This is a genomic window from Rhodohalobacter halophilus (assembly GCF_001715195.1).
GTDB classification, from domain to species: Bacteria; Bacteroidota; Rhodothermia; order Balneolales; family Balneolaceae; genus Rhodohalobacter; species Rhodohalobacter halophilus.
In genome coordinates, this window is record NZ_MDWE01000015.1 from 18,996 (window position 1) to 27,637 (window position 8,642).

Consider the following 8,642-nt stretch of genomic DNA (forward strand, 5'->3'; position numbering starts at 1 on the left):
GTATAGTTTCAATCTCTTTATTTGTGATTTAATCGACTTGGCAGTTTTATGAAAAAATTGATTGTATTATCACTTGCAGTTTTGATACCGCTCGCGGTGAATGCGCAAACGTCAGATTTTGAAAGAGGCATTTCGAGTTATCAAAATGGGCAATATGATTTGGCGATCAACTATTTTGAAGCTGCCAAAAGAAACAATCCGGCTCACATGGAGAGTTATCTTCTGCTGGCAATCTCATACCTGGAGGAGGAGTTTCCCATTTTAGCTGAAACAACCGCACTGGAAGCCTATGAGCGTTTTGACAGTGAAGGCGGATTTTTATGGGTTGCAGGGGAGGCTTTATTGATGCAGAATCAGCCTGAAAGTGCATCGGAATATTTCCGGCAATTATTCAGGTATTATGAAGATTATAAATTTTCTGATGCATTGAACATTACCGAATTGAAGATTAGAGACCGCTGGATTGATACAGAACTGTATAAAAGTTCACTTGCCTATCAAAATAGAGATTTCCAGCGTGCGGTTGAATCACTTGATACGGTTCTACGCTTACGACCCGATCACACCGATGCTCTAAAGAACAGAATTTACATCTATATGGAGCAAGAGGAGTGGGAGAGAGCACTGGCACTTGTTGAAGAGGCTGAAGAGAGAGTTGCAGATGATCCGGACTTGATCCGAATGAAAGCAAATATTTATTATCGGTTGGAAAACCTGGACGGTTTGTTACAAGAGTACCGTCAGCTGTATAATCAAAATCCGAACAATAAAGAGACTGCATTTACCTACGCGGATATTTTGATTGCTAATCAAAGAGGCAGTGAGGCGGAACTGGTTATAGCTGAATTGATTGAGCAGTTTTCTCAAGATCGGGATGTGTATTGGAAACTTGTAAATGTGCAGGAGCAGAGAATGTACATTCAGGAAAAGGCGGGGGCACTTAAATGGCTTCTTGAAAATTTTCCGGGTGATCGTGAAGCATTGGATGAACTGGCTTCCACCTATAAAATTCTGGAGGAGTACAGTGATGAAAGAGAGGTTTTAAACGAGCTGTTGAATGTAACTGACGATCAACTTTCTGTCCATATTGCGATTACGGAATCCTATCTGGCCGAAGGAAATATCTCATCAGCAGAGAATCAATTACAGAACATACGGTCGGATTATCCGGGGAATGAGAAACTGCTTGAATTATTGGGTGATATTCTTCAAATGCAGAATAAGTGGGATGAGAGCATAATTGCATTTGAAGAGATTGAATCTGAACAGATGCTGAGGATAGCAGGAACCCGAATAGGCCATGCGTATTATCAATTGGGTGAAAAGAAGAATGCTAAAGAGTTGCTTTCCGAAGTCATTGACAGTGGAATTGATGAATCATTAGCCTGGTTGTTGATGGCAGATCTTGAATTGGATGAGAATTTGGAACAGGCTCATGAATATGCTCTGAGAGCATTGGAGAGAGGTATTTTGGAGATAGCAGAAATTCGGCAGGGGACAATGGAACAGCTGAATAACGAGGGTATTTATGCTGATATTGATGAGCGAGAGGAGGAGTATGAACATTATGAAGACACTGTTCAACGCAGTTTTCAGTTTTTAAATCAACACTATCCTCAGGAAAGTGTAGAGCAGAATTTACTTGAAATGGTAGAAGCATATGAGAATTCTGCAACACTTCACTTTTTTCTGGCAGAAATGTTTTATGAATCCGGAAGTTTGAGTTTAGCTGAAAAACACATATCCAGGGCTATTTCTATATTTACTCAGTACTATGAAGCTCATATTTTGTTTGGAAAAATTCAGCGAATGAAGGGAGATTTTCGTTCAGCATCTCTATCGTTTGAACGGGCACGAAGCATCAGACCGGAAAAAGCAATTGCTTACAGAGAGCTTGTTGATCTCTATAACAAAGAGGGTAGTTTACAAGAACTTATCAATCGCTGGGAGATTCAATATAGAGGAGAGCGAAGTAATGAGACATTTAAAGAGTTTTTGATTGAGGTGTTCCACCGAACAGATCAGTTTGAGAAAGCAAGGGCACTCTTAAGTGATTGAAAAGTGGTACAGCTTTTTCAGTTTCAAACAAAAACAGTATTGTCTATAGAGTGAAAAATTGTTATCTAATGAGCAAAAGAATTTAAGATAAATTCATTAGGTGTCATCTACATGTCGGAAAAGGAAGACGTTACTCAACTCTTGAAAAGAGTAGGGGAAGAGGAAGACGTATACGATCAGATCTATCCATTGGTGTACCAGCAGTTGCGCAAAATTGCCAGTGCAAAAATGAACCGGGAAGGAGGAGAGCATACCTATACCAAAACGGAATTGGTGCATGAAACCTATCTGAAAATGATCAATCAGGCTGAGGTAGATTACCAGAACCGAAGTCATTTTATGGCCATTTGTTCCAAATGTATGCGTCAGATTTTGATCGACTATGCCCGCAGAAAGAATGCCGTAAAGAGAGGACGGGATTTTGATAAACACACCTATGTAGACGGACTGGTGCAGTCGGAAAAACAAGATTTGCAGGAGCTGATCGACATTGACGATGCAATGAAACGCCTGGAAAAACTCAATCCCCGACTAAGCCAAATTGTTGAGATGAAATTCTTTGGCGAGATGAAAATCAAAGACATTGCGGATGTTCTTGAAATATCTGAGAGTACAGTTCACAGAGATTGGCTAAAAGCTCGCGGCTGGCTCTACAAAGAACTAAAAGGGTTAGAGGATGAGTAAATTGAAGCGATCTTACCGAACTCTGCCCGCCTAATTCAGTTTTTTCGTTTCCAAAAATCAGGAGTTACACATTATCTGACGTGTAGGTTTTAGAAGATATGAAGGGATCAGTTATTCCGGAAAACAAGAGACAAGTATTGAGTAGTCACATCTTTGCTGTGAGTTCATAAAAATTTGGTGATTTGATGACAGTTTAGCGAACCCTTTTACGCTATTACAAATAAAGACTGTCTTCTCATGCTGTAAATGCGTGAAAATTAAATCACTACAGAATGAATATTTTTAAAAACCTGCTGCACTTAAGCTGGCTTTTACTTCTTGTCCTGTCTCTTCCCAAATTTGCTACGGCGCAAATATCCTGTGATGTTGTAGCTTCAGTAAGTGATAACCTTTCAGATGTAATTGCCGGTGCAGTTGACGGTGAATCGATCTGTCTGGAACCCGGAGAGCATACTGCAGGGTTTTTCATTCGAAGGGGGGATGTTACAATAACATCACAAGCCCCTGATAATCCTGCTGTAGTTACCGGCGGTTCGTATGTCTTTAACGTGCTTTCAGGGAATAATAATATTGTTTTTGATAATCTTATCCTGGACGGCTACTCGGCCGAAGCTTTATACATCAGAGGGGATGGCCATCGTATCATCAACAACGAGTTTAGAGGGGAGAGTCTTGATATTGAACTCAACAATGCTACAAACATCGCCATCCTCGACAATTTGTTGTCTGGCGGTGTAGGTTTTAATACGACAAATGTGAGTACGGCAGTCTCAAGGTTTACACATAATATAGAGGGTAATATTTTTGCAGACGGGAAAGTGCTCTTCTACACTACGGATGAAGATAATCCGCAAATTCCGGAAGATGCAGGGCAGGTTATCATCAACAACTCTACAAATGTGAATGTGTCCGGGTTCTCTTTTTTCGATGTATCTGTTCCTGTTCAGGTTTCTCACTCTCCGGGAGCGGTGATTGATAATAATGATGTCAGGAATTTAAAAAACAGCCCCTTGTCTACTCTGTCGAGTGGAGCAATATCTGTATGGGAGTCTGAAGGGGCTATCATATCCAATAATACCATTGATGGGGTAGATGCACGTGCAATATTTATTGATAACAGCCCGATATCGGTTATTCGTGAAAACAGTTCAATCTCAAATTTAGAAGGAGTCATTGTACGCTCTTCTGATAATGCACAGGTTATTTTAAATCAAATTGACGGTACAACAAATACCGGGACAAGAAACGGGAATGGCATCAACATCGTCAGTTCGGAGAGTGTGGAAATTCTCGACAATGACATCACCAACAACGAGGGATACGGAATTTTTGATTCAAGAGGCGGTGCAAGTGAGTTTGCAGTTATCAGAGGGAATACCATTTCCGGAAATAACAGTGATGGGATTAGTTGGAGGGATGTTAGCCGTGTGACAATCGACAACAACAGAGTGATAAACAATCGAGGTACGGGTATCATTGGGTCAAGATTTTCTACCATCTCCAATAATATTGTTACGGATAATACTTCCTATGGAATAGATAATGGCGGAGATTCTGAGGTCTACGGAAACGAAATCAGAAGGAATAACTCGGGAGTTAGTACCACATTCAGAACTGAATATTATGATAATATCATATCAGACAACGAGTATGCTGGAATCTATGTGGGGAATGTAAGTGACGATATTACAATACGGGAGAACACCTTCAGCGGGAATAAAGTGGATGTCCGGTTCAACAGTACGAAAGAGGTGATTCTTCGAGACAACACAATGGAGACCGGTATATTTTTGTACTCATCGGCAAATGAATACAGCGAGTACGATCATATTATTGAAAGAAATACGGTGGCGGGGCAACCGCTTGTCTACATCAAAGGGGAGATGAATCCCATAATCGATCCAAATGCGGGGCAAATTATTCTGTTTGATGTTTCGGATGCTACAATTGAAAATTACTCAATGAGTAATATTTTTGTTGGTGTTCATGTTTTACACAGCCAAAATGTATTGATAGATGATATTACGGTAGAGGGAGTCGGTGATATCCAGGATCAGAATACCGGGCTTATTGAAATTATGAACTCTGTAGATGTGACGGTTCAAAATAGTACGTTTTCGAATGCTCGGAAAGGATTTGAAATTAGCAGGAGTGAAGATGTTGCCATTGTGAATAATACGATTAACCGCACGGAAGGAGTGAACATTTTTCGCGGTGCTTTTGCAAAGCTATCACCACGGTTGGTATTCAGAGAGAACACAATTAATGCGCTAAGAAATGGCTATGGAATCGACATTGATCAAAACAGTCATAACAGCATTATTACAGACAATCAGATTTATGAAGCCGGTAACGATGCTATCCGTATCAGCCGCAGTGACTCAACTGAAATACTTTCCAATACACTGACCGGAGGGGATTCGAACGGAATCTACTTGAGCAGGGCAAATTCTATTTCCATTATTGAGAATCAAATCAGTGAGTTTCAGATGAATGGAATTGAAACTGTATCCGGTTTTAGTTCCTCTGATGATATTACCCTGACCAATAATGTGATTGTCAGAAATATCGGTACGGGAATAAAATTACAGACTGAAAATGCAGAGTTGGTCGGTAACAGAATTGAAGAAAATAGTATAGGAGCCGAACTGAACAGTTACTTTGTAGCTGATTCTAATGCTGTTCGCAATAATACAAACGAAGGGTTCTTGATTACAGGCGGCGTAAATGACAGCAGCTTGTTTGAGAACATCATTACCGGCAACGGAAGCGGTGTTGTGAATAACGGGTCTGGGAATTTGATGGCTCCTGGAAATTGGTGGGGAGATGCATCCGGGCCATCCGGCGGAGCAACAGATCCACAAACAGAGGTGATTGCGAATGGTTCGGGCGACTCAGTTTCAGAAAATGTACGGTTCGATCCATGGCTGACGGAGGATCCCAATAGTGGTGATGAGCCTGGTGGACCGGAACCAGGAGAGGCTACCGTTGAGTTCAGGGATCAATCCATCTCATCAGGGGCCATCTTCACGGGCGGGATTGTAAATATACAGGCGGTTGCGGACAATATTGGTGAGATTCCGGGCAGCTATTATGCAACTCTGAGTGTAAATGGTGTAGAAGTGCAACAAGCAGAGGGGTATGTTGAATTTCCCGGCAGTGATGTCATTCAGTTTTTCTACCAGATTAATGAGCCGGGGCAATATTCGGTATCGGTTGAGGGATTGCCTGAGCAAACCGTATCTGTTGAACCCGGTTGGACACAGTATCAATTTAACTCCGATAATACTTCTGCCGCTGATTTTCTGTCCGGCCCTGAAACCGTTGAATTACGAACATTGTGGGAATATGGGGTGGATGCATGGATGGCATCATCACCGGTGGTAGCAGAAAGCGTTGTGTACTTTGGTAGTAACAGTAATAGTATATATGCTGTTAATGAAGAGACTGGGGAGTTAAAATGGGAGTTTCAAACAGACAACAGTGTAAGAACATCCCCTGCACTTTTTGGGGATATATTGATTGCAGGCAATTCGGATGGGATCCTTTTTGGGCTTGACAAAGATACCGGAGAAGAGATTTGGAGGTTTACTACAGAGGGGGAGATTCGTTCAAATCCTACCGTGGCAAATGGAATAGTCTACTTTGGCGTATTTAGTACAACAAATGGGCAGGTATATGCTGTAGATGCCGAAACGGGTAACGATCTCTGGAGCTTTCCAACAGGTTCAAGTATATTCTCATCACCGGCTATTTCGGAAGGAGTTCTATACATCGGAAGCAATGACAACTCACTCTATGCACTTGATATTACCGGCGATGATATGTCGAACGAAGAGAGATTGATTTGGTCATTCGAAGGAGCCAATTCATTCTCTTCAACACCGGTTGTTTACAATGAATTTGTCTATGCAAGTACGGGCGGATTTGGAGAGATGGACTTTTATGCATTTGATAAATCTACCGGTGAAGTACAATGGAGTAAAAAAGTTACAGACAGGGCAACATCCGCAGCCGTTTACAATGATACGCTCTATGTTGGTTCAGGCGGTGATGCAGAACTTTTTGCACTCGCTTATGATACCGGTACAGAATATTGGTCAACTCAATTTACAGCAGACTTTGGTTCAATATCTCTTCCAAACAGTTCTCCGGTTATAGCCGGCGATTTGGTTTATGTGAGTACAAGCGGAACGATAAGCGGAAACAGAAGATTTTTGGGACTTGATAAATCAAGTGGTACGGAACGATTTAGAGTCGACGGGTTTAGCAGTTTAACTTCCCCTGTTGTAATAAATGAAAGAGCTTACCTGGGGGTCAATAATCGGGGTATGATTGCATTCAGGGAAGTTACTGAGGCAGATTTTATTCCCGATGCAGAAATTTCTACCGTAAATGTTACTTCACCACATTGGGCTGATGGACAGGATCAGGCTCAGGTTGAAGTTGAAGTCTACAGTTCAAGCTCTGATCCAATTACTGGATTGACAACGGACGACTTTGAAATTTCAGCCGGAAATGCTGGACTTGTGGGGGAAGTTGAGCCTCAGTTTACGGATGGACGATACCGCCTTTATATAGCCAATCATGTTGCTGAAACGGTTCCGGTATCTGTTACGATTAATGGAGTAGAACTTGCACAACAGCCGAACGTGGAGTTTAAATCGGCAGAGAGCAACTGGAATTTGGTGGATGTCGATTTCGGGATGGGGCAATGGAACCAGTATGCAGATGTTCCGGCAGTGCATTTTATAAATGAGAGTACCGGATGGCTGATCTCATCATTTTTTGGGGATGGAGTTGCTGACAATCAAACCGTCATTCTCCGCACGGATGATTCGGGTGAAAACTGGAGCAATCAATATTTCTCAAACGATAACTTTTTGAGTGATATTCACTTCATTGATGAAACCCATGGATGGGCCGTCTCTCCATTTGGAACCGTACTTCGAACCGTTGATGGTGGTGAAAACTGGAAAGAGATTACGGTTAATACCGCTGCTGAAGGATCAATAAACCTGAATAAGATCTATTTTGTGGACGAGAACATCGGGTTTGTCGGTGGAAGCAGTCTGTATAAATCAACCGATGGGGGAGAGAGCTGGTCAGAAGTGGCGGTACAGGAGAATATTTCAATTCAGGATATCGATTTTTACGATCAGAACTACGGTATGATTGCCGTTTACAATCAAACCGAAATGGGAGCGGGACTGTTTATTACTGAGGATGGTGGAATATCCTGGTCATCAGAGTTTAACGGGGCAAGATTTTCGGGGGTTGACATTGTGGATGAGAACCGGGCGTTTGTTGTGGGTTCAAGAGGATTAATTGTAACAACAAATGACGGAGGAAATTCCTGGGAGCAGCAATATTCAATGGTCCAAGCGGACCTAACGAGTGTCAGTTTTGCCGACGATCAAACAGGGTGGGTTGTTGGAAACAACAGCACTATTCTGACGACAAGTGACAGCGGTACAAATTGGACTGTTGAATATCCCGGCTCAAGCGACCGTACGCAGCTTTACGATGTTCAGTTTGTGAATGACCTGTTTGGTTGGGCGTCAGGCAGAGGTGGAACCGTTCTAAAGTATGGCGAAGGAACAACAGAGCCTCCTCTTGCCACAGTTGACGCAGATTCCTCCACCGTAACTGCAACCTCCCCACACCTGGCTGACGGAGAAGACCGATCGATGGTGGTCGTTCAGCTGTCGGATTCACTGGGTAATCCGATCGACCGATTTAATCCGGAAGATCTTCAAATTGAGGTGAGCGGAAGCGCGCAGTTTGTGTCGCCTGATGTGACCGGTAACCCCGGAGAGTATGCGTTTATGGTATCGAATACTGTGGCTGAATCCGTTACTGTATCCGTAACCGTTGATGAGGTTCTGCTTTCTGATCAA

At 42.4% G+C, this 8,642-nt stretch carries 3 protein-coding genes; all 3 read left to right on the forward strand.

The window, feature by feature from the left end; genetic code table 11:
- The first annotated feature begins 48 nt into the window (after nucleotides 1-48).
- Nucleotides 49-2,058, forward strand: a complete 2,010-nt coding sequence (locus BG260_RS05410; protein WP_069130947.1) for a tetratricopeptide repeat protein — start codon at nucleotides 49-51, stop codon at nucleotides 2,056-2,058.
- 111 nt (nucleotides 2,059-2,169) lie between these two features.
- Complete coding sequence (locus BG260_RS05415; RefSeq protein WP_069130948.1) at nucleotides 2,170-2,742, forward strand: ECF-type sigma factor; 573 nt, start codon at nucleotides 2,170-2,172, stop codon at nucleotides 2,740-2,742.
- Nucleotides 2,743-3,014: 272 nt separating this feature from the next.
- On the forward strand, nucleotides 3,015-8,642 hold a 5,628-nt coding region (locus tag BG260_RS05420), incomplete at its 3' end, for a right-handed parallel beta-helix repeat-containing protein (RefSeq protein WP_069130949.1).